Genomic DNA, 18,440 nt, shown 5'->3' with positions numbered 1-18,440 from the left:
CCCGGGGTTTGCCGAGCAGCCGCCAGGATGCCAAGGGCCAGCGAATTCGCTACGAGTACGACAAAGCCATTCGCCTGACCGCGTTGGTCAACGAGAACAACGCGACCTACAACTTTGCCTACGATGCGTCGGACCGGTTGGTCGAAGAAGTACGGGTGGATAATCTGACGCGTCGCTTCACCTACAACGAAGGTGGTCATCTCGTTCGCCTGGATGAGATTGGCTATGGTGAGCGGGGCGAGCGTCCGGAGCGTTGTACGATGTTTGAGCGCGACGCTATTGGCCGATTGATGGTAAAAATCAATGACGATGCGCGTCACGATTACTCTTATGATTGCGACCGATTCCGGAGTATTAAGCGACAAATACGCAACGGTAGGAAGTCGGATGCCGACGATGAGACGTTGGAGTTTAACTATGACCTGCTCGGGCGTCTGACCGAAGAAACCACTATTCATGGTAAGTTGAGATACGAGTACGATCCGCTCAGCAACTTGACCACGCTAACATTACCGGATGGCCGCAAGGTCAACTACGTGTACTACGGCAGCGGACATCTGCATCAGCTGAATCTGGACGGCCAGGTAATCAGCGACATGGAGCGCGATGACTTGCACCGCGAGGTTTATCGGACCCAGGGCAAGCTCACTAGTTGCTTTGGCTACGATGCGAAGGGGCGTAAGGCCTGGCAGTTCGCGTCGACCTTGCCAGCCGACAAGCTCTCGCAGGTTCACAATACCGGTATCAATACCTCATTGCTGCTGGAGCATGCCTACAACCCGATTCACCGTCGTTATCAGTACGACCCTGCAGGCGAGCTGGTACGCACGCTCGACAAGCTGCGCGGCGAGATTAGATACGAATACGAAGCCAACGGCCGGTTACGCAGTCGCGATACCGGCTCGCTGATTGGTAGCGAAGAGTTTCGTTACGATGCGGCGGCCAACCGCTTAGACTTTAATGCGCGCCAGTTCGCCAAGGTCAAGGACAACCGGATCAAGCAGTGGCGGGACCAGGAATACAGCTATGATCCCTGGGGCAACCTGATCGAAAAGCGCTCGGGGCATAGCAAGCTGCAGCGGTTTAGCTACGATTGTGAGAACCGTCTGGTACGCGCCGAGACGCTGCGTAATGGTCAGCTGGAAAGTCGGGATGAATACCGCTATGACAGCTTGGGGCGTCGAGTAGCGAAGCAGTCAGAAATCAACGGTGAAGTCGAACAGAAGCGCTTCCTGTGGCAAGGGCTGCGGATGCTGCGGGAGGAAATGCCGGGACAGAGTATTCTGTATTTCTATGAGTCGGGAAGTTACGCGCCCTTAGCACGTGTCGATCAGGTCGAAGGGGAAGGGCAGAAAGTCTACTACTTCCATACCGACCAGATCGGTACGCCGCTGGAGCTGACGGATAGCGAAGGTGAGATTGTCTGGCAGGCGACGTATCGCTCGTGGGGGGCGATTGAGCAGCTAGCCGTCAATGAGGTCGAGCAGAATCTACGCTTCCAAGGGCAGTATTTCGATTGTGAAACGATGCTGCATTATAATACGTTCCGCTATTATGATTCGGAGGTGGGCCGGTTTATTAGTCAAGATCCTATAAGCATATTGGGCGGGGTAAACTTATATAATTATGGTGGCAATCCGTTATTATGGATAGATCCCTTGGGATGGGCTGGGGATCCTGCCAATGCTACTCATATAACTTACGAAGGAATAAAAAACGGTAAGCCATATGTCGGATATGCTAGTAAGCCGGGGCTAGGGCATTCAGCTGCAGATGTGCTGAAATATAGGTATCCAAATATGGATCATTTCGATGTGGAACCCCAGGCTGTTTATCGCGGCGATGGACAAGAGGGTAAAAATATAGCTCGCGGTCTTGAGCAGCGAATATTTGAAGATCGAGGAGGTTTGGATGGAACATCGAACAAGCAGAACCCGGTGGGGATAGGAAACCGAAATAGGGATGTATATTTAGCTGCAGCAGACGCACATCGAGCAAAAATCACGGGTGGTAACCAAAATATAGCGAAAGGAGCAGCCGGATGTTAAAGTCGGTTAAATGGATAGAAGATCAAATTCTCTGTGTTCAAGTTGCAGACGGGGTTTATAGCCTTGCTCAAATGCGGAAAAATTCTCTAATGGAATTTTTTGATGTTTTTCAAACCAATCAAGACTGGACGGGTATTGATTTAAATAAAAAAGACATTCTGTTTTGTCTTTTTGTAGCAGAAAAAAAATTGAAACCAATATTTTTGTCAGTGGTGTCGCCAGAGCAAGTTGCTCCCAATGGTAGGCCGATAAAAAAAATGATGTTGAGCGCTGCGTTTGACCGGGGTGTGCAAGGTGGCGCGAGACTAATAGAGCTGACAGATAACTATGAAAGTTATGGCGCAAAAGTTGTAAAGGATGTCCTGTCCGTACCTGATGATATTGAGGAGATTTATGGGAACGAGTTATGCGGGATGTATGGAAATCCTGAGAAAATGAAAAAGCGCCTAAGAAACTACTTCGAAACAGGTGTTAATTGGGATGAGTCGAAAGAGTTTTTGTTTAGTGGGATTAGTGCTCCTCCACCAAAAAAACATGATATTTTTTGATGCGTATTTTTCTGTGGAGCTGCGAGGTGTCTATGAGTTGTAACAAAACTATGCAGGGCTATGTTTTTTTAAAAGATATGTATGCTGATTCTTACTTTCCTGATGATTTGGTCAAGAAGATTGAGGGAGTGCTGAGAGAGCTATGCATTGAGTTGGAAAGAAGAAGGCCGAGTTCGCTTGAGGAACTTTATGTGATGACGCATGCCGCTACAAATAAAATCAACGAGCTTCAAGCCGAGTTCAATGAAAGAGGAAGTGATATAGAGACTGGAGCTAGAGAGGCTATTGCCGAAGATTTCTCCGCAATAGCTAGAGCTTATGGGTTTACTGAGGCTTACACTGAAGAGCTAATTGCTACACGTGACTGGTAAAATATAGAGGCTCGGCTCCAGAAAATATCCTCTTTTGATGTTGGGGTTAATCTTTAATTTGTTAAATACAGCTATTGGCTAAACATCGATTCCAAGGGCCTAAAAACTGAGGCAGGCTTAGCCGATATGTACGCATTGAGCGCAAGATGGATTTTTATAATTTCCAATGTAGTACTCGGGCCGATGGACCATTGATTCTTGGGGGCTTTCTTAGGCTAAATAAATTCCTAGTTTATTGGGTGCGACCGAGATTTTGAGAATGGCTTGGTAGGTCTTCAATATCTTGAGGTCGCTGGCTCAATGTCTTGGAAGGTGCGCTTGGAGATATCGCCTGACGTATTTCCCACGATTTGTTATTGATAGGGTTCATAAGATCTATTGATATTGCCTTAAGGGGTTGCTCTTTAATAGTTGGGCTTCAGGTGATTGCCAGTTTTTCTCGGGGGCTCCATTGTTGCTGTGCTGTGCTGTGCTGTGCAGGCTAATAGTTCAGAAGATGCCTTAGTGGTCTGAAATTATACGATTCATAACAGTAGCAATGAAATAACTAAAGCATCAGCTCGGCGTAACCGAAGAGAAACTCAGTAAGCCTACGACTTACTTGACCGCTTGGCCCAAGAAGTCACCTCTGCCGGCGTGCTAAGTTATGAATACGACCCGCTCAGCAACCTGACCACATTGACCCTGCCAGATGGCCGCAAGGTCAATCACCTGTACTACGGCAGCGGGCACCTGCACCAGCTGAACCTGGACGGCCAGGTGATCACCGACATGGAGCGTGATGACCTGCACCGCGAGGTGTATCGGACCCAGGGCAAGCTCACCAGTTGCTTCGGTTATGACGCAATGGGGCGCAAGGCCTGGCAATTCGCCTCGACCTTGCCTCGCAGGTGTACAACACCGGCATCAATACCTCAAGGTCTTGGATGCTAGGACCGGATGCAGGAAAAATTCTCACAGGTGACATGGATGCTGTTCATAGAAGCGATCCAAGAATCACAATTGAACATAACAAGCCAGTCGTTGAACATTGGAATGAGCAGGGATGTAATTCCACCCGTGCTGCGCGAAACGATTTTTACAATGATACAGATAACATGAGTATTCGATTGCGCTCTACTAATAGCTTGGACGGTGCTAAGATGGCCGCAGACGGTGTTAAGTACAGGCAGGATGTAGGGCCCGATTATGAGTGAGGACGGTATGTTTTCTCAAGATGATTTATTGCAATCCTTTGCTAGCGTGGATGAGTTTGCTGGGTGTTATTTTTTTCAACATAAACTTCCGAAAGTGGTTTATGAATATTGCTTGAAAAGCACCGGTAGACAAGATTTGCTGGTTATATCTGAAGGTTTAAGCGATAGAGCATTTGCGGTGGAGCTTGTTAAGCAAGTGCCCGAGTCCTTGATTCAAGGTGAGACTGCAATTTTTGATATTTATCCAAATAAATATGGATTTACTCATGCTATCGTTGTCCCTAATACATATCACGGCAGTCTGAAGGGGAGACTGGAAAATAAGCGTGAAAATTTATTTCTATGCATTCCGATACATCGGTGTGAGTTTTCGGGGAGGGAGACAAAGGGTGAATTTAAGGAAATGATCCAGCGAATTATTCCTGTTTTCCGCTGGGATAGAGCTGTCTGCCCTAAGCTTAAAGTTTATTTTGATAATCCGCAGACTGAAGCTGGCACCCATGAGGTGGGAGTATTAATGAAATATTCTACTTTGTTAACTGAAATTGAAAATCTCAATGGCGTGGCAAGCGGTTTTATTGAAATTACAAATTTCAAAGAGAAGGTTGTAGAAGTTCTTTCTCCAAAAAAGGACGAGTTTACTCTGATTCGCGATCGTAAGAACGAGGAGTTGCTCAGGCACTCTCAATTAGTCGAGGCGTTGAGCGACTTTGTTCTGGTTGGATAAGCATAGTTTCAGAGGGCCTGCAGGAGCAATGAAGTGATTAGATTGAATGATATAGTTAAAGATATCAAAAGTACATTTACAGGAAGAAAGTTTTTCTTTGATCGCGAGGAGGTTTCGGCAGGTATTGTCTTACCTAAGGCGTGGGAGAGTTTTGGGCTGCGTCTCGACGATGCTCCCGCATATCCTGATAGCTGGCAGTCGTATTCTACTGAGTTCCCTTCAGTCATTACGCTGCTAAATAATAGTCTGCTGGGTACCGTTTTGCTGGCTGATGATAAGTTGGAGCTGTTGTATGTTTTCCATGATGCGAACGGCTTCTATTATTATATAGGTGGGTTGCCTGTTGAAGGGGGTGCGACTGATAAGGAAATGTTTGAGGCTCTTCCCATAAAACTTCAGAGTTTTTATCGGGAAGTTCATGATGGATATACATTTTTCCCTGCGCGCTCAATGGGGCCACAGAGCCTAAGTGATATTTCGCGTGTGTCGGACTTCATTGACGAAGAAGACGTTTCGTTTGCGGGGAGCTGGATTACCGTATTTTCGAATGGCAGTGGAGACTTTGTCGCGATAGATACGGAGGCGGAAAAAGCCTCAGAAGGCTTAATATGGTGGCATGAAAATCCTACGACGCCAGAGTATGGAGTTGATATTTTCGAAATAATGGATGCATGGATGACCGTATTCTTGGAAGGCACCAGGTCTCGCGAAGAGTTAATTGCTAATTTTTACTGATTCTTCTTGAGTTAGTACTCCAGTCATGGCATGAATAATAATCAGGCTTCATTGGTGTTTCACTTACGCGATAGCAATGCCTGGGCCTGAATCAGCGACGGCTTGCACTACCATTTCGGTCAAATGCTGTAAGGGGATTGAATTTTTCATTTTTGGGAAGGCAAAATGGCTGTTCCTAGCGCTCAATGTAAAATGGTGGCGAAGCACGCATTGCGAGTTTTTGGCGGTCAACTCAAGGTGCAAGCTTATTATGATGATGCTAGAACTTTGTCGATTGATTTGTTGACAACGCTTGACTCGCTACATGCAGGTGTAAAATCCATTGGTACTATAGGCCTATCCGAGACCCCTTTGTTAACAACCGATGGAAATGAATTCGGCACGCGGGTGGAGCTTGTGCCGGAGCATTGACTCAAGAAACCTATTGGGAGAATGCGGTAGCGTCGGCTGCGTTTCATATCAAAAACAGCAGGCCGCAGTCATGCCTGGGGACGTGGTTCGTGAAATTTTTAGCGAGTATCTAGTGCGGCCGAAAATGCCTCATATTTATCTAACGATACCATTTATGTGGAACGACTCCTACTTTCCTGAGCTTCAGTATTCAAATTTTAAAGTTAACTGGCTGCAATGTATCGCCATCCATGAAGAAGAGCGGGTTTTCATAGAGCGGTATGGTGGCGATGTTTTTGATAATCTCCTGTTCGAACAGGAAATAAACACATTAGATTGCAATAGGCCGCGAATCGTTTTTCCTGATAAATTATTTCTTAGAGCGCATGAGCTATATAGATGTTGTCGAGCGGTCGACAGGATATGGATCGGGTGATGAAATTAGAAATCTTTAAGGATTAGGTTTTTAGGAGGTTTGCGGACGAGCGCTCCGAGACATCTGGAAAGCGGCCCCCACCGTTTGCAGTAGAGGGCCCCACCAAAACGCTCCCCCCGCACTCACCGCTGCTCACGCGTCCCCAACACATCCCGAATATTGTCCACCACATTACTGTCCTTGATCACATCGCTCAGCCAGCCTTCCAGCGGCATATTGCCCCATTTGATAGCGCGTTCGATCAGGTAGGGCACCGGGCTCTGGGGTTCGCTCTGCTTGAAGAACTGAGCAATGCCCGCAAGCATGGTGAAGGCTTCGTCGCGGGTCAGTGGTGTGGTGCGCATTTGCGCAGGGGCGAGGGCCTGTGCGGGTGTCGTCATCGGTTCACCTGGTTCGGCGGCAGGGGCGGGCGTGGTGCTCGGTTCAGGCGCGGCCACGGTGGCAGGGTGCAGCTCGACGCCGCGGTCCTTGAGCAGTTTCTCGGCCAGCTGGCTGGCCCGTGACAGCATGTCGGCGAGGCTGGCGAAGCTGGGTGCTTCGTGGCCGAACAGGCGGTCGATGGTCGCTTGCAGGCGGTTGCAGGTCTGCAGGCTCTCGGCAATCTGCAGGGCTTTGTTGCGCAGGTGCTCGGTGTCGGTAAGGGCGACCGAGCGCTGGAAGATCTCAGCGTTGATCTTGCCTTCGTCCAGTGCGGTTTGCATGGCCTTGGCATTTTGCAAGGCGAGGTTTTCTACGTGGCGTGATTCGTCATAGCGCAGCACGCCAAAATTCTGCCCTTGGGTAATGGGCAAGCCACCGGTGATGTCGGTGAGGGTCGTCTTCAGCCAGGACAGCCGCGCGGCGCGCTCGTCCAGGCCGTCTTCGAGGGACGGGTAGGCGGTTTCCCAGAAGCCTTCCAGGATGCGCTCGGTCAGTTCCAGGCCGAAGGTGATGCCTTGGAAGTGCTCACGCTGGGCCAGGCCCTCGCTGAGCCAGGCCACCAGCATCAGGTCCTTGCTCTGGTGGGCGAGGCCTTCGGCTGAGAGGGCGATGGCCTTTTCCCAGTCGGCGGTCTTCAGGTCGGTTTGCCAGTCGCCCTGGGTGAGGTAGTCGGGGTCTGCCCGGCGCGCCTCCTTGATCTGGTCGAACAAGGCGGAGAAGCTCAAGTCTTCGCCGCTGCCACCGTCGATCGGCGCGGCCAGCTCGGCCAGCGAAAGGTCGTTGAGGGTTTCAGGCATAAGGCACTCTGGTCAGGGAAGGAGAAGCGCGCCGGCCAGGCCGGCACGCTGCGGATATGGGCCGCTTGCGCGGCCCATGGCAAAGCGAACGCTTAGGCGAACACTTTGTTCGCGGTGCGGTCCCAGCCACCGACGATGTTGCCGCCAGCCTGGCCGTCGGTACGGTTCTGCTGGGTGTAGGTGGTCTTGATGCGAGCGAAGTTGAAGCTGATTTCTTCGATCGGCAGGTCGCTGACCGCTTTGTCTTCGCCGGACTGGTTGCCACCGGCGACGAAACGCACCGACGACACCACGACTTCTTCCATGTCGATGGTCAGGTAGGTCACCTTGTCACCACCGGCACGGTTGACGTTGAGCTTCAGCTTGGCAATGTGCTTGCCGGTGCAGCAGTGTTCGAACAGCTTGGCCGAGGCCTTGTCGACATACTTGCGGATCTTGAAGTCGCTCAGGGCGACACGCTCGGAGGATGCACCGCCCGAGGAGCTGGCGGTCGCCGAGGTGGCCTGGGTGGCGCCGTACTCGTAGCCCAGCACTTCGATCCAGTCCTTGTGTTTGTCATCCAGCACTTCGCCTGGGATGCCGTCGATTTGGATATACGCGTCAAATGCCATTGTGAAACTCTCCATTTACATCAGTGAAGGGGCGCTCATGCGTCCCTTGGTTTTGACCCCTGCGAACGTGTCGGCAGGGGTAGCTTGCCGCCCTCCAGGCTTCCTCCTGTGAGGCCCGGGTGGCCGGTTCTTGCCGCGCGGCCTCAGTTCAGGCCGCGCACTTCGATCTCTACCCGACGGTTGGGCTCCAGGCACTTGATCAACTGCGCGCGCGGTTGCTGCATGTCGCAGTTGACCAGGGGCTTGCGGCTGCCTTCGCCGCGGGCATCCACCAGCTCGGCTGGCACGCCCTTGCCGACCAGGTAGGTGCGGATGGTCTGTGCTCGTTGTTTCGAAACCTGCAGGTTGCCCTGGGTATCGCCGAGCTGGTCGGCGTGGCCGGAAATGATGATCTTGCCGATGTTGGGGGTGTTCAGCAGCTTGCTGGCGATGGCGCTCAGCTGGTTCTGGCCTTCGTTGCGCAGGCTCTGGAAGTCGGCGCGGCCAAAGGCGAACAGGGTGTCGGACTCCAGGGTGATGGTCTCGATCGAGCGCAGCGACTGGGCCTGCAGGCTGTTGATGTAGTTGCGCGAGCTCGACATCAGGAAGGCGTTGTCGAGGATGCGCGGTACGTCCGGCTCGCGGATCTGATCGCTGTAGAAGGTGATCTGGCGGCTGGCGTACAGGTAGTCCTGGTTGCCTTGGGTGTCGCCAGCGCTGGCCGCCATGCTCTTGCCGGTATGGCGGGCGATGGCCGGGTACCAGTAGTCTGGCAGGCGTGCCTTGAGGAATGCCGGGTCGGCCTTTTCCCGCTGGGCAGGCGAGAGCATCACATAGGTATCCAGGGCGGCCTTGCCGAACTCGGCGATCGACTGGGCGCGGTTGTCATGGGGCAGGGCTTCGGCCTCGACGCTGTCCACGCCCGACACCGGCTGCAAGGTGTTGGTGTTGCGCTGGTAGACCTTGAGCGTGGTCAGCAGGTACAGGGTACGGGTGAGGTTGTCGGCCGTGGGCTTGAGCATCACGTTCTGCAGGGTAGCGAAGTAGCGGCTGCGTACCAGCGGCTCCACGGCGTGGCCCTGGTACAGGCCCAGGCGCATGCGCAGCGGTACACCGTGCTGGCGGTGCTGCTGGTAGTAGTGCTCGGTCCAGAAGCGCAGGCGGTCGAGGCTGCGCCAGGCGGTGTACTGGCCGCTGGCGGCCTGGTCCTGGGCCTTGGCCTGGGCCAGCTCGTCGGCGAGGGTGGCCAGGGTGCTGCGGTTGTTGAAGTACGACCAGCCCCACAGGCTGCACAGCACCAAGCCTGCCAGGCTGGCGGCGCCCACCCAGGCGGCCTTGCGCCGGCGCTCGCGCTGGTTGCTGGTGTACAGCGCCACCAGATGCTGGTCGGGGATGATCACCTTGCGGAACAAGCTGTTGATGAACAACGGCGCCGGCTGGCTGGCGGTGCCGGCGCTACCCTGGCCATGCTCCAGGGCAAAGCGCTCGGCGACATGCTGGCCGTGGCTGCCCCATTGGGCTTCGTCGGCCTCCAGCGCAGCGGTGAAATAGAACCCGCGCAGCAACTCGGCATTCTGGTACGGGTTGGCCCGCAGCAGGCTGTCGACGAACTGTTGCAGGCGCGGCTTGAGCGCGGCCAGCTCCAGCGGGAAGCGGTAGGCGGCATTGTTCTGCCGGGTGACCAGGATGTCCTGCTGCACCAGCTGCTGGGTGGCCACTTGCTGCCAGTAATCGGTCAGCTCGTCCATGGCCTTGCCGAAGCGCTGGCCCCAGTTGGCCTGCTCATAGCCTTTGTGGGAGAAGGTCTTGCCCATCACTTCGCCGCGGGCGGCGTCGTCCAGCTGGCGATAGAACGGCATGAAGCCAGGAATCAGGTCGCACTTGGTGAACACCAGGTAGATCGGCAGGCGCACCTCGAGCAGCGCACAGCTTTCCTGGATGCGTTCGCGCAGGCGCTTGGCCACGCGCTCGCGGTCTTCGGCCGAGCCCTGCAGGATATCGGCGATGCTGACGCTGACGATCAGCCCGTTGAGTGGGCGGCGTTGGCGGTGCTGACGCAGCAGTTGCAGGAAGCCGCGCCACTTGCCCGCTTCTTCGGGGCTGTTCATGTAACGGCCAGCGGTGTCGAGCAGCACGGCCTCGGAGCTGAAGAACCAGTCGCAGTTGCGCGTGCCCCCCAGGCCCGCGACCCGGGCGCCCTCGCGTTCGGCGTAGGGGAAGTTCAGGCCCGACTGCAGGATCATGGTGCTCTTGCCGGCGGCCGGCTGGCCGATCACCAGGTACCAGGGCAGGGTATACAGGGCGTCCTTTGCCGAGGTGCCGCGCGGCTTGTTGCCCTGCAGGCGCTCCAGGCTCTGCAGCAGGCGCTCGCGCAGCAGGCTGATTTCCTCGCGGTCGGCCGGCGGGGCATTGAGCACGGCCTGGTCGGCATCGTCGCGCAGCAGCCCTTCGAGGTTGCGGTGCTGGCCGACGCCCCGGTACATCAACAGTACATAGCCTGCCGACAACAGCAGGAATACGCCGATACCTGCCAGCAGGCTGTGCAACGAGGTGAAGCCCAGGCCACGGCCGACGGCCCAGACCAGGAAGATCACCAGGAAGAACGCCACCCCGAGCAGGTAGGGTTGGTAGCGCAGGCAGTAGTACTTGATCTTGTTCATACAGGCGTCGCATCCAGCGCATCGACGAAGCGGTCGATGATGTGTTCAAGAGGTCGGTCGTAATCGTACGGGCGCGTCGCCCCGGCCAATGGGCCCAGCAGCTCCAGGTGCAGGCGAGGCTGCGCACTGGCCGTGAGCAGGTGGTAGGCACTGGTGGCATGGGGCGACGGGAAGCAGTACAGCCGCGGGTGCATGAAGTCGTCGGCCAAAAGGCTCACTGCCGGCACGTCGTGGCGCCCGCTCATGCGCGTCAGCCAGGTCAGCCAGAGGTCGGCGGTGGGGTTCTTCAGGCCGCGCTCGGCGGGCAGGGGCAGCTCGATGCCGCCTTCGAAGTCACCGTGCAACGTGCCGCGGGTCGCCTCGAGCCGGGCCAGCGCCGTGGCACTGTCGAAGCCAGGCCAGGAGCCATGCAGGGCGCGGGCGATGTCGCTGAAACTGAAGTCATGCAGGAACTTGGCATGCACGCGGCGGAACAGGTCCAGGTCCTGGGCCTGTAGCGGGCGCAGGGCCTTGATGCGCTCGAAGATGCCGGCGCGGTCGGCGCCTTGCACCGCCTGGTGCAACAAGGGCTTGATCTGCGCGCTGAACAGCTCGCCCAGGGTGAACGGGTTGAGCAGCGCTTCGCCTTCCTGGCCCTTGAGCAGTTGGAAGATGAAGAACGGGTAGCGCCGCTCGCTGGCATCGCGCGAGCTGAGCAGGCCGCCCAGCAGCCAGTTGCCAGTGCGCGCACGGTAGCTGAAGAAGCACATCGGCAGCGGGTCGAACGACGCCTGCCAGTCTTCGCGGTGGCGCATGGCCGCCAGCGAAGCCTGCAGCCAGGCGTCGAACTCGCAGACTTCCTCCGCCGCGCCATGCAGGCTGACGAAGTCCGCGCTCGACGGGAGCTTGCCGAAGCAACCGATCATTGTGCGCCCCTGCCGCTGTCGTTCAGCGCGCTCAGCGCCTTGACGTCGCCCAGGTCGGTCAGCTTGACGCCGCCGAAATTGCGCACCAACAGGCTGACCCGGCCGTTGGCGGTGTTCCAGCTGAAGCGCTGCTGGATACCGTCGAGGTCTTCGACCCGGGCGCTTTCGTTCATGCGCAGCAGGCCCCAGCGCCCAGGGAAGTCGAACACGGTGACGCGTGCGCCGCTCAGGGTGATCACGTCCAGGCGCGCGCCCGGCGCGTTGCTCTTGCCCGGCCAGGCGAAGCGGTTCCAGCTGCTGCGGCCGTTGCGGTAATGCTGTTCCTGGCCATCGAGGGTGAAGACGATGTCGGTGAAGTTGCCCGACGGTTCGAGCATGATCTCGAAGCCGTTGTCGCGGTCCGACAGGCTGGCGATCACCTGGCCCACGGAGCTGGCCTTGTCGATGCTGCGCAGCATGCCTGGGTTGACCAGCGAAGGCGCCTTGCCGTCGCCCAGGCCTAGGCCTTCGCCACCGGAGAGGTTGCCGATCTCGTTGCGCTTGAAGGTCGGCAGCAGGCCGCTGTCGGGGTCGACGAAGCGCTGCAGGTCCTTGACCGAGGCTTCGTTGCGGCTGCCGGTGGCGATGGGGTAGCGGTGCGCCATGACCTGCTCCCAGGGCTTGGCGATCTGCTGGGCCCAGGCCTTGGCGATCTGCTGGCCGGCCGGGTCGCGCAGGGTTTCCCAGGCGTACTGGATCGGCAGGCTGAACAGGCTCTGCAACGAGCGCGACAGGCCATCCTGGCTGGTGTCGACGCTGGTTTCCACGTAGTTGCGCACGGTGGTTACCTCGCTCGGCTGGCCTTCGAGGGTTTCGCTGATCAGCTGCTTGCTGCTCTTGCCCACATCCTGCGAGCGCTGGATGTTGTTCATGCGCACCTTGAGCTTGCGCAGGGCGGCCAGGTAACGGTCCATGATGGTGCTGTCGGCGCCTTCGGCGTTGTGCTCGGCGAACACGCGCGAGATCGGCTCGAAGCGCTTGGCCAGGCTGCCGTCGTCGATGGCCGGGAGGGTAGGGGCGACGTCGGTAGGCAGGGCGTCCTTGTCGTCGAACAGGCCGGTGACCTTGCTCCAGAAACCGTCCACGCGGGCGGTGCCGGCGCGCGGGATTTCCTGCTTGATCGGCAGGTCCCACTGGGTGTTGTCGTTGACCGCCGCCAGCAGGTTCTTCACCGGCGAGTTCTGTACGTCGCTGAGCAGCCCGAGCTGCTGGGTGGCCGAGGCCAGGTCGGCGAAGTGGCGTACACCGACGCTGCTGACCATCTTGTACCAGGCCTGGGTGTAGTCGCGCTTGTAGCGGGTCATGAACTCGCGGACGAAATTGGCCTTCTGCACGATGGCATCACCGCCTTCGCCGTCCAGCACCCAGTCCGACTCGTTGCGCAGGTTGCCCGAGACCAGCTTGATCAACTCGGGCTTGACGAAGGTGTCCCAGCCCTGGCGGGTATAGATGGCCGGGACGCCGGCCGAGCCGTACAACAGGGCGCGGCCGGGCTGCGGCACCAGGTCGTTGAGGCTCAGGGCCGGGAACTGGCGGCTGGCTTCGAGCTGCAGGCGCAGGTACTCACGGTCGACCAGGGAACTGGAGATCATGAACGACTTGAGGTTCTGTCGGGTCTGGCTGATCAGTTGCTCGTTGCGTGGCAGCGACGGGGCCTGGCCCTGCTCGAGCAGTTGCACGTACAGCGGGGCGTTCTGCGCGATCACGCCTTCGCCGGCCGCGGCGCCTTCACCGGCGGCACTGGCCCAGGCCTGGGGCAGGCTCGCGGCGATGAACGCAGGGTCCGGGTGCGCCTTGGGCTCGGTCAGCAGCAGGTACAGCTTGAGGGTGTTGTAGGCGTCGATGATCGAGGCCACCTGCTGTTCGTCCAGGCGTCCGAGCATTTCCTCGGAGAGCGACAGGCCCCCGGTGGTGGCGGACAGCTCGGCGGCATCGCTGGCCGTGGCCAGGTTGACCTTGGCGGCATAGGCGCCGACGCGGGTCTTGCCCAGTGCCGCCTTGGCCTTGGCGGCCACCGCCGGTGCCAGGCGCTTGCCGTTGTTGTGCTTGGGCGCCGGGGCCGGGGTGAACTGCAGTTCCTGATTGATGCCGTCGGCGAAGGTGTTGAAGGCGCGCATCTGCACCTGCAGTTGACGGGCGATCGGCTCCAGGGCCTGGCTGCGCAATTGTGCCAGGTAGGCGGTACGCGCCACCTGATGGATCGCCTCGCCCTGGTACAGGCCAGCGCCCAGTTGCAGCGGTACGCCTTGCTGGCGATGGGTTTCCACGGTCGCCATCTGCTCGCGCAGCACTTCCAGGCCTTCGCCGGCCGCCAGCAGCTGTGGGCGGTCTTCGGCCTGGTCGATCTTGGCCAATTCCGCGCGCAGGCCGTCCAGCCATTGGCGGTTGTTGGCGAACGACAGCGCCTGCCAGGCGATGAACAGCACGCCAGCGGTCGCCGCCAGGCCCAGCAGCAGCGGGCTGAACGCGGCCTGGCGGCCCAGGCGCGACTGGTACAGGGTCAGGTCACGGTCGGGGAAGATCACCCGGCGGAAGGTGTCGGTGATGAAGTAGCTGCGGTTGCCCTGGGGCTTGCCGGTGGCCTGGGCGCCGTCTTCAGAGGCGGCTTGCAGGGCGAATTCGTCGGCAATGGCGTCTTCGTACACCTGGCCCAGTTGCTGGTCGGTCTGCAGGGCGCTGGTGAAGTACAGGCCGCGCAGCAGCAGCGGGGCATTGCCGCGGTGGCCACGGGTGAAATGCTCGAGGAAGTGTTCGAGCACACCGCGCAGCTCGGCGAAGTACTGCGGGAAGTTGAGCAGGGTGCTGTCGGCCTGGGCGCCGAGCGCGATCATCTGCGCATCGACATGGCGGCGGATGTGGCTTTGGAGGTTGTTGAGGCGGGTTTCGAGTACCGCGTGCAGGCCGTTGTTGCGGATTTCCGCCAGGCCGAAGGTCATGCCCAGCGGCTGCTGGCGTTCCTGCAGGTCGAGGCCTTCGAAGGCCTGGTTGAAGCCCGGCAGCTGGTCGGTCTTGCTCAACATCAGGTAGACCGGCGGGTTGGCATCCAGGCATTGGGCGTATTCCTCCACCCGTGCCACCAGTTGCGCGGCCAGCGCGTCGCGCTCGTCGCTGTTGGCGGCCAGCAGTTCGGGCAGGCTGACCACCAGCACCAGGCCGTTGATCGCCGCCTTGCCCCGTTGCTTGCGCAGCATGCGCAGGAAGGCCGAGAACTCGCTGGCCGACTGGTCGTCGCGCAGGTAGCGGCCGGCGGTGTCGATCATCACCGCGTCCGGGCTGAAGTACCAGTCGCAGTGCTGGGTGCCGCTTTCGCTGTCGTTGGCGGTGGCGATGCTGGCCGACAGGCCCGAGTGGGTCAGCAGCGAGGTCTTGCCGGCCGCCGACATACCGATCACCAGGTACCAGGGCAGGTCGGACAGCGCCGCCTTGCCGCCTCCGCCGGCGGAGCGGTCGGTGCGCAGCATGGCGATGGCGTGCTTGAGGCGTTCGCGCAGCACCTGCTGGTCACGGAACTCGCCGGTGGCGTTCCAGGAGCGGTCGACCTCGATGTGCAGCAGGTTCTCGAGGTTGTGCTCGGCACGGATGCGCTGGTACTGGCGCAGCACGATCACCAGCAGGAAACAGGCGCTGATGATCGCCAGCGCTTCGGGCACATGGTGGCGCAGCCACGGTACCAGCGGCGCGAACAACCAGCAGATCAACAGGCTCGCCAGCCACAGAAGTGGCAGGAGAATCCAGAAACTCTTCAACAGACGCAATAGTGTTTTCATGTCTTCCTGACTCGGCTACCTGGGTGGGCTCAGGCACTGAACAGCTGGCGGATTTGTTCGGAAAGGGCGGCGACGTCCTTGCCCAGCAACCAGTCGAGCGTCAGGTACACGGCGACGCAGACCAGCGCGATCAACGCCAGGTACACCCACAGCGGGACTTCGTGGCGCAGCATCTGCGACACCTGGTCCGGCAGGGCCCAGTCCGGCGACAGGGTTTTCGGTGGTTTGCGGTAGCGGGCGATGTCCTGGCCCAGGGTATTGGCCAGGTAGCGCAGCTGGTCGTGCTGGCCGAGGCCGAACTTGCCTTCGAAGCCCAGGGCCAGGCACAGGTGGTACACCTCGAGCACATCGACGTTCTGCTTGACGTCGGCGCGCAGCGCATCGACCTTCTCGAAGAAGCCCTCACCGGCCAGGTGCACGCCGAAGTAGCGGAACTGCAAAGGTTGCAGCTCGAAGTGCCGGCGCAGCTCGTTGTCGCCCGAGCGCAGCACGCTTTCATCGAGGAAGGCGCACAGGGCGTACTGGGTGTCCTTGACCTGTTCGACGCTGTAGTCGGCGGCGCGGGCTTCGCGCTCGAGGTTGGCGAAGAAGCGCTCCAGGCTGGCCTCGAAAGCCTGCACCGAGGTGACCTGGCGTCCGCGGCGCACGATCAGCGCCATGCTGATGAAATCCTGGACCAGGCCCTTGAGGGTCGGTTTGTCGTGGGCGGCCGCGACGGCACCCTGCTGCAGTACGGCTTCGGTCATTTGAGCACCGCCATCAGTTCGAGCTTGAGGTTGGTAAAGGCGCTGGGCGCATAGAAGCAGATGGTCTGGGCATTCATCATTCGCTCATACACGTGGCCGTGGGGCTCGATGGCGAAGTACTGGTTGTCCAGGCGCACCGGGATTGCATTGGGCAGCCGCGCGGCATGGTTGAGGGTGACACCCGGCATGGCGCTGTTGACCACCACCTCGATGTCTTCCGGCGAGCCGACCTTGAACGCCCTGGGTACGAGTTCCAGAAGGCTTGCGCCCGGCATGTCGGCATGCACCGAGATGTAGAAGTCGGCCTCGACCAGGCGGGGGTCGCGCAGCTGGCCTTGCCAGTACGACGGCTTGGTCTGGGTGAGGTTGATGACGATGCACTGGTTGGGCACGACGTTGTCGAGCATCACCCGGATCATCTCGTCGAGCTTGACCAGCGAGGCGGCCGGGTCATGGTGGTCGTACTCGGGGATGTCGCTGAGCTGGGTGTCCAGGGTGAAGGTCAGCAGCCCGCCGGCCAGGTCGGCCAGGAACAGGTACAGGCGCTCCGGGTGCAGGCGCGGGTGCGCCAGCAGATGGGCCAGCTGCGGGTGGGCGCGGTTGACCGTATTAAGCAGCCAGAACAGGGTGACGTCGCTTGAGCCGAACTCGGCGATCTGGTCGGCCCGTTCGCGGCGGCGCCCCGATAGCGCCTTGCTTTTGGCCTGCAGCGCGCCCAGCAGGCGCTTGCCGATGCCCGCCAGGGTGTCGTGGCTGCCCAGGTGCAAGGTCGGGTGGACGAAATGCGGGTCGAGGTTGAAACCGCCCATGCTGTTGCGCGTCAGCTTGGCCAACGGGCAGTGGCTGTAGCCGTCGAGGCTGTCGCCATCGACCAGCAGCACCACGTTCAGGCGCAGGCTGGTGATCTCGTTTTCCAGCTCGCCTTCGTTGAGGTCGGGCAGGGTGTCGAACTGTTTGCGAAAGCGACGTGCGGCCTTGTGCTCCTGGCCATCCTCGACGTAGTTCAGGCCGAACGGCTCGGGCAGCTTGAGCGCGGCGTAGACCTTCAGGTCGTTGGCCTTGAGCAGGTCCTTGAGGTCGCGGGCGGCCGGCAGCGGGTCGTGCTGCGGGGCGTCGTACAGGCTGCCGTCGGGGAACACCAGCTTCAGGCGCTTGAGCTGCAGCGACCCGTTGGCCAGGGCGTCCTCGTCCACCTGCAGGGTCTGCACGCCCCAATGGAACGGGGTGCTGCGCAGGGTCGCCTCGGCCAGCTGGTGCTGGTGGAACTCATCCTGGTACTGGAAGTGCTGGGGCAGCAGGAACATGCCTTCCGACCACATCACCCGGCTCTGCTTGCTCATTTGACGCTATCCACTAGAGAGTTGAAGGTTGAATCCATGGCGTTGCGCGCCGACTGGCCAGCGGCGTCGCTGGCTTTGTCGATGACCGCGTCCTGCACTTTGTCGGCCAGGGTGGGCGGTGCGTTCTTTTGCTGCTGGGCCGCCAGCTGCTCGGCGGTGGGCGGCTTGTTCAGCACGTCCACGCCGCGCATGGCGGTGATTTCGGTGTTGTCGACGAGGATGCGCAGGCCGTCGGAGGAGAACCAGATGCCGTCCTTGCGCAGCGAGTTGGCATCGAACGCGACCTTCCAGCGGGCATCCTGTTCGTCGCGGAAGAACGCCGCCACGCCGACATAGCGGGCGTTCTTGGCCAGCGGCCACTGGTCGATCTGGCCCATGCCCGGCAGCAGGGTGATCTCGCGGGCCTCGACCAGGGTGTTGCCCAGGGCTTTTTCCGGTGCGTCCCAGAGGGTGTCGGCGTCGGCCGAGGCGAAGCGCTCGAGGTCGGTCAATTGGTACACGCGCATCACCACCGACAACGGCTTGCCATCGGCACCGGGGTTGAGCGTATTGCCGCCGTCGGAGGTCAGGATCACTTTCTCGCTGTCGGCCAGCATGTCGGCCGCCCAGCTGTCTTCCATGCGCTTGCCGATTCGGTCGGTGACCCCGCAGCCGGCCAGGGCCAGCAGCAGGGCCGCGGCGGCCAAGCGCTTGAGGGTGGTGTGGTTGTGTTGCATGACGGCTAA

The 18,440-nt window shown here is 59.0% G+C and carries 15 protein-coding genes and 1 pseudogene; 8 read left to right on the top strand and 8 right to left on the bottom strand.

All coding sequences use genetic code 11. From position 1 onward, the window contains the following. The 8 genes and pseudogenes from ACNFCI_RS06010 to ACNFCI_RS05975 form a co-directional block, all read left to right on the top strand. On the top strand, window positions 1-2,048 hold a 2,048-nt coding region (locus tag ACNFCI_RS06010), incomplete at its 5' end, for an RHS repeat-associated core domain-containing protein (protein WP_416767641.1). Then, window positions 2,042-2,596: a hypothetical protein gene (locus ACNFCI_RS06005; protein ID WP_416767640.1), complete on the top strand. Its 555-nt coding sequence runs from the start codon at window positions 2,042-2,044 to the stop codon at window positions 2,594-2,596. The genes ACNFCI_RS06010 and ACNFCI_RS06005, both read left to right, overlap by 7 nt. Further along, a complete protein-coding gene (locus ACNFCI_RS06000) occupies window positions 2,596-2,967 on the top strand; it encodes a DUF5713 family protein (protein ID WP_416767638.1) in 372 nt (123 codons plus the stop codon). Before ACNFCI_RS06005 ends, ACNFCI_RS06000 begins: the two co-directional genes overlap by 1 nt. 556 nt (window positions 2,968-3,523) lie before the next feature. Beyond that, a pseudogene (locus tag ACNFCI_RS05995) lies at window positions 3,524-3,884 on the top strand (sugar-binding protein); the annotation flags it as partial. A 271-nt stretch (window positions 3,885-4,155) separates the two neighbouring features. Then, window positions 4,156-4,890: a hypothetical protein gene (locus ACNFCI_RS05990; protein ID WP_416767636.1), complete on the top strand. Its 735-nt coding sequence runs from the start codon at window positions 4,156-4,158 to the stop codon at window positions 4,888-4,890. A 33-nt stretch (window positions 4,891-4,923) separates the two neighbouring features. After that, a complete protein-coding gene (locus tag ACNFCI_RS05985) occupies window positions 4,924-5,625 on the top strand; it encodes a hypothetical protein (protein ID WP_416767634.1) in 702 nt (233 codons plus the stop codon). A gap of 165 nt (window positions 5,626-5,790) precedes the next feature. Continuing rightward, window positions 5,791-6,036 carry a suppressor of fused domain protein gene (locus ACNFCI_RS05980; protein ID WP_143515223.1) on the top strand — a complete coding sequence of 82 codons (246 nt, stop codon included), beginning with the start codon at window positions 5,791-5,793 and terminating at the stop codon, window positions 6,034-6,036. Continuing rightward, window positions 5,990-6,451 carry a suppressor of fused domain protein gene (locus tag ACNFCI_RS05975; RefSeq protein ID WP_416767632.1) on the top strand — a complete coding sequence of 154 codons (462 nt, stop codon included), beginning with the start codon at window positions 5,990-5,992 and terminating at the stop codon, window positions 6,449-6,451. The genes ACNFCI_RS05980 and ACNFCI_RS05975 overlap by 47 nt, the downstream gene beginning before the upstream one ends. A 122-nt stretch (window positions 6,452-6,573) precedes the next feature. On the opposite strand, the gene tssA is transcribed toward ACNFCI_RS05975, so the two are convergent. The 8 genes from tssA to tssJ form a co-directional block, all read right to left on the bottom strand. Then, the gene (gene tssA / locus ACNFCI_RS05970; protein ID WP_416767631.1) at window positions 6,574-7,668 is read right to left on the bottom strand and encodes a type VI secretion system protein TssA; all 1,095 of its coding nucleotides are present in this window, start codon (window positions 7,666-7,668) and stop codon (window positions 6,574-6,576) included. Window positions 7,669-7,760: 92 nt separating this feature from the next. Further along, complete coding sequence (locus ACNFCI_RS05965; protein ID WP_224455772.1) at window positions 7,761-8,279, bottom strand: Hcp family type VI secretion system effector; 519 nt, start codon at window positions 8,277-8,279, stop codon at window positions 7,761-7,763. A 143-nt stretch (window positions 8,280-8,422) separates the two neighbouring features. After that, window positions 8,423-10,918 (bottom strand): type VI secretion system membrane subunit TssM, encoded by a 2,496-nt coding sequence (gene tssM / locus ACNFCI_RS05960; RefSeq protein ID WP_416767627.1) that lies wholly within the window; start codon window positions 10,916-10,918, stop codon window positions 8,423-8,425. Continuing rightward, window positions 10,915-11,823, bottom strand: coding sequence for a type VI secretion system-associated protein TagF (gene tagF, locus ACNFCI_RS05955; RefSeq protein ID WP_416767625.1), 909 nt, complete (start codon window positions 11,821-11,823; stop codon window positions 10,915-10,917). The genes tssM and tagF overlap by 4 nt, the downstream gene beginning before the upstream one ends. Further along, window positions 11,820-15,629, bottom strand: a complete 3,810-nt coding sequence (locus ACNFCI_RS05950; protein WP_416767623.1) for a type VI secretion protein IcmF/TssM N-terminal domain-containing protein — start codon at window positions 15,627-15,629, stop codon at window positions 11,820-11,822. Before ACNFCI_RS05950 ends, tagF begins: the two co-directional genes overlap by 4 nt. A 29-nt stretch (window positions 15,630-15,658) precedes the next feature. Next, window positions 15,659-16,375 carry a type IVB secretion system protein IcmH/DotU gene (gene icmH / locus ACNFCI_RS05945; RefSeq protein ID WP_084857833.1) on the bottom strand — a complete coding sequence of 239 codons (717 nt, stop codon included), beginning with the start codon at window positions 16,373-16,375 and terminating at the stop codon, window positions 15,659-15,661. Beyond that, window positions 16,372-17,715, bottom strand: coding sequence for a type VI secretion system baseplate subunit TssK (gene tssK, locus ACNFCI_RS05940; RefSeq protein WP_084857834.1), 1,344 nt, complete (start codon window positions 17,713-17,715; stop codon window positions 16,372-16,374). The genes icmH and tssK overlap by 4 nt, the downstream gene beginning before the upstream one ends. Then, window positions 17,712-18,431 carry a type VI secretion system lipoprotein TssJ gene (tssJ, locus tag ACNFCI_RS05935; protein ID WP_084857835.1) on the bottom strand — a complete coding sequence of 240 codons (720 nt, stop codon included), beginning with the start codon at window positions 18,429-18,431 and terminating at the stop codon, window positions 17,712-17,714. Before tssJ ends, tssK begins: the two co-directional genes overlap by 4 nt. Between the last annotated feature and the right edge of the window lie 9 nt (window positions 18,432-18,440).

Origin of the sequence: Pseudomonas sp. NY15356 (assembly GCF_048068175.1) — a bacterium.
In the GTDB taxonomy this organism is placed as follows: domain Bacteria; phylum Pseudomonadota; class Gammaproteobacteria; order Pseudomonadales; family Pseudomonadaceae; genus Aquipseudomonas; species Aquipseudomonas putida_K.
This window is presented reverse-complemented; position numbering and strand designations above follow the sequence as displayed.

Coding starts and splice junctions, on each gene's coding strand:
- ACNFCI_RS06005 (WP_416767640.1), top strand. CDS start 2,042: ATGTTAAAGTCGGTTAAATGGATAGAAGATCAAATTCTCTGTGTTCAA.
- ACNFCI_RS06000 (WP_416767638.1), top strand. CDS start 2,596: ATGCGTATTTTTCTGTGGAGCTGCGAGGTGTCTATGAGTTGTAACAAA.
- ACNFCI_RS05990 (WP_416767636.1), top strand. CDS start 4,156: ATGAGTGAGGACGGTATGTTTTCTCAAGATGATTTATTGCAATCCTTT.
- ACNFCI_RS05980 (WP_143515223.1), top strand. CDS start 5,791: ATGGCTGTTCCTAGCGCTCAATGTAAAATGGTGGCGAAGCACGCATTG.
- ACNFCI_RS05975 (WP_416767632.1), top strand. CDS start 5,990: ATGGAAATGAATTCGGCACGCGGGTGGAGCTTGTGCCGGAGCATTGAC.
- tssA (WP_416767631.1), bottom strand. CDS start 7,668: ATGCCTGAAACCCTCAACGACCTTTCGCTGGCCGAGCTGGCCGCGCCG.
- ACNFCI_RS05965 (WP_224455772.1), bottom strand. CDS start 8,279: ATGGCATTTGACGCGTATATCCAAATCGACGGCATCCCAGGCGAAGTG.
- tssM (WP_416767627.1), bottom strand. CDS start 10,918: ATGAACAAGATCAAGTACTACTGCCTGCGCTACCAACCCTACCTGCTC.
- tagF (WP_416767625.1), bottom strand. CDS start 11,823: ATGATCGGTTGCTTCGGCAAGCTCCCGTCGAGCGCGGACTTCGTCAGC.
- ACNFCI_RS05950 (WP_416767623.1), bottom strand. CDS start 15,629: ATGAAAACACTATTGCGTCTGTTGAAGAGTTTCTGGATTCTCCTGCCA.
- icmH (WP_084857833.1), bottom strand. CDS start 16,375: ATGACCGAAGCCGTACTGCAGCAGGGTGCCGTCGCGGCCGCCCACGAC.
- tssK (WP_084857834.1), bottom strand. CDS start 17,715: ATGAGCAAGCAGAGCCGGGTGATGTGGTCGGAAGGCATGTTCCTGCTG.
- tssJ (WP_084857835.1), bottom strand. CDS start 18,431: ATGCAACACAACCACACCACCCTCAAGCGCTTGGCCGCCGCGGCCCTG.